The 1,493-nt window shown below is 65.2% G+C and carries 3 protein-coding genes; all 3 read right to left on the minus strand.

What is annotated here, in order from left to right; all coding sequences use genetic code 11:
* Window positions 1-316 (minus strand): hypothetical protein (locus A2I95_RS37250; protein WP_291737494.1); only part of this gene is annotated, 316 nt, incomplete at its 3' end.
* A complete protein-coding gene (locus A2I95_RS37255; RefSeq protein ID WP_259992618.1) occupies window positions 313-693 on the minus strand; it encodes a response regulator in 381 nt (126 codons plus the stop codon). The genes A2I95_RS37250 and A2I95_RS37255, both read right to left, overlap by 4 nt.
* Before the next feature lie 92 nt (window positions 694-785).
* Window positions 786-1,493, minus strand: a 708-nt coding sequence (locus A2I95_RS37260; protein ID WP_291737495.1) for a short-chain fatty acyl-CoA regulator family protein, incomplete at its 5' end; no start/stop codon positions are given.

Consider the following 1,493-nt stretch of genomic DNA (forward strand, 5'->3'; position numbering starts at 1 on the left):
CGTCCGGAGACCCTGCCCCGTCCGGCCCGCCACCGGTCCAATGATCTGCCCAACGCTGCACGGCGAGGCTGAAGGCAAAACAAGCACCGATCAGGCCGGTCCAGACGGCGAAAATATAGATGATGGCCGACGACATACTGACACCATCGCGCGCCGCGGGATGGGTGGAGGCTTCGGGCCACAACAGCGGCAGCGCCAGCAGCAATGCGCCCAGAACCGGCAGCAGGCGGGCAATATCCATCAGCCTGCGGCGGCGGTATGTCTGGCGTTCCGCGTGGGTGCCTGTTTGCTCTTCGGCGCCGCTCCCCTGTGTCATCCCTGTCCGGCCTGGGCGTGCAGGTCGCGCACCGCCGTCAGCACCTCGGCATTGGAGAAGGGTTTGGTCATAAACCGCGTCACCCCCGCCTTTTCCGCCATCTCGCGGTCGCGCATCTGGCCGCGGGCGGTCAGCATCAGCACCGGCAGTGCGCCCATGCCACCCTCGCTGCGCAGCTCGCGCACGATCTCCAGACCGCTTTTGCCCGGCAGCATAAGATCCAGAATCACCAGATCGGGATTGGCATCGCGGATCACCTCCACCGCGGTGGCACCATCGGTATGCGCATCCACGCTCCAGCCGTCCCGTATCAGCAGAAACCGGATGGCCTCGGTGATATTCGGCTCGTCTTCGATCAGAACAACATGCCTGCCCATCAGCAGAATTTCCTCCCGGCGCCGGCTGCCGGCCAGGCCGGTCCGCAGACGCATTCATTTTTGTGCAGATTAGCCCCGCGGCCGTGTCACTGTCAAAACTCTTCCTTCAGAATCGATGGCTCGCGCCGCGCCGGACAGCCCTGGCGCGGGCAGATCCGGCAACTGGCGCCAACCGGCTGCGGATCCCGTGCATCCTTGGCGCCGGGCAGGATCAGCATAACCGCCCTGTACATAGGATCAGCGCCAAAATCCTGCATCTCCTGCGGCCAGGCCACCGCCATGCAGTCAAAAGCCGCCGCATTGCGCCCCTGCTGAAGAACATTGCGCCGCACCGGGATATTCGGGTGCACAAGCGCAGTATACAGCGGCCACAGCGGGCAGGACGCCCCGAAACGCGGCATCGAAAACCCGGTCACAGGCTTGCGGAACAAAAGCGTGCCTGAGGCATCGCAGACCACCAGCCCGGCCTCCTGCCCCAGAACCTCCTCAGGCAGCGCCGCCAAACGGCGCAGCACGGCAGGGAGCCCGCATTTGAAGCGGCGCGCGATCGCCACCGGAGCAACCCCATCCGCCTGGATTTCCTGCTCCAGCGCCTGCAGCGGCATCGCCAAGGCATCCGCCCGGTATTGCGCCAAGGCAGCCTGTGCCAGGCTGCGGGCCGCCGGGCTGGTCAAAGCAGGGGCAGTCTGGACCAGCTGTCCGGGTTCAGCGGAACCATCCTCCAGTGCTGGAAAATGAAACCCGTTTTCCTGAAAGAAGACCTCGGCCTCCTCTTGCGGCATTCCGCGGCGGTCGTCGCT

Source organism: Leisingera sp. F5 (genome assembly GCF_001593695.1).